Below are 292 nucleotides of genomic sequence, written 5' to 3'. Positions count from 1 at the left end.
CGCTGTCCTGCGGCGACAGGGCCGCCGCCATCCCGCCCTGCGCCCACGCCGAGGAGCAGGCGCTCAACAACGGCTCGGGCGTCACCACCAGCACCTGCGAGCGCGCCGCTTCGGCCTCCAGCGCCGCCGACAGGCCCGCCAGCCCGCCGCCGATGATCAGAGGACCGTCATGCCGGATGCGCGCCATTCGCCTAGCGGCCTCCCAGCCCGAAGAACCGCAGGCCCATCTCGAACGCCGGTTCGACCGCCCCGCCCGTCAGCGGCAGCAGGGCGCCGATCGCCGCCGCCGCGC

The 292-nt window shown here is 76.0% G+C and carries 1 protein-coding gene; it reads right to left on the bottom strand.

All coding sequences use genetic code 11. The annotated features are described in order from the left end of the window. The coding region (locus B2Y21_RS08260; RefSeq protein ID WP_292058801.1) for an FAD-dependent oxidoreductase at nucleotides 1–187 on the bottom strand (187 nt) is incomplete at its 3' end. Between the last annotated feature and the right edge of the window lie 105 nt (nucleotides 188–292).

It is taken from the genome of Brevundimonas sp. UBA5936 (assembly GCA_002430835.1).
Taxonomy (GTDB): Bacteria; Pseudomonadota; Alphaproteobacteria; order Caulobacterales; family Caulobacteraceae; genus Brevundimonas.
Note: the sequence above shows the minus strand (reverse complement) of the source record. Positions and strands in the feature narration are given on the sequence as shown.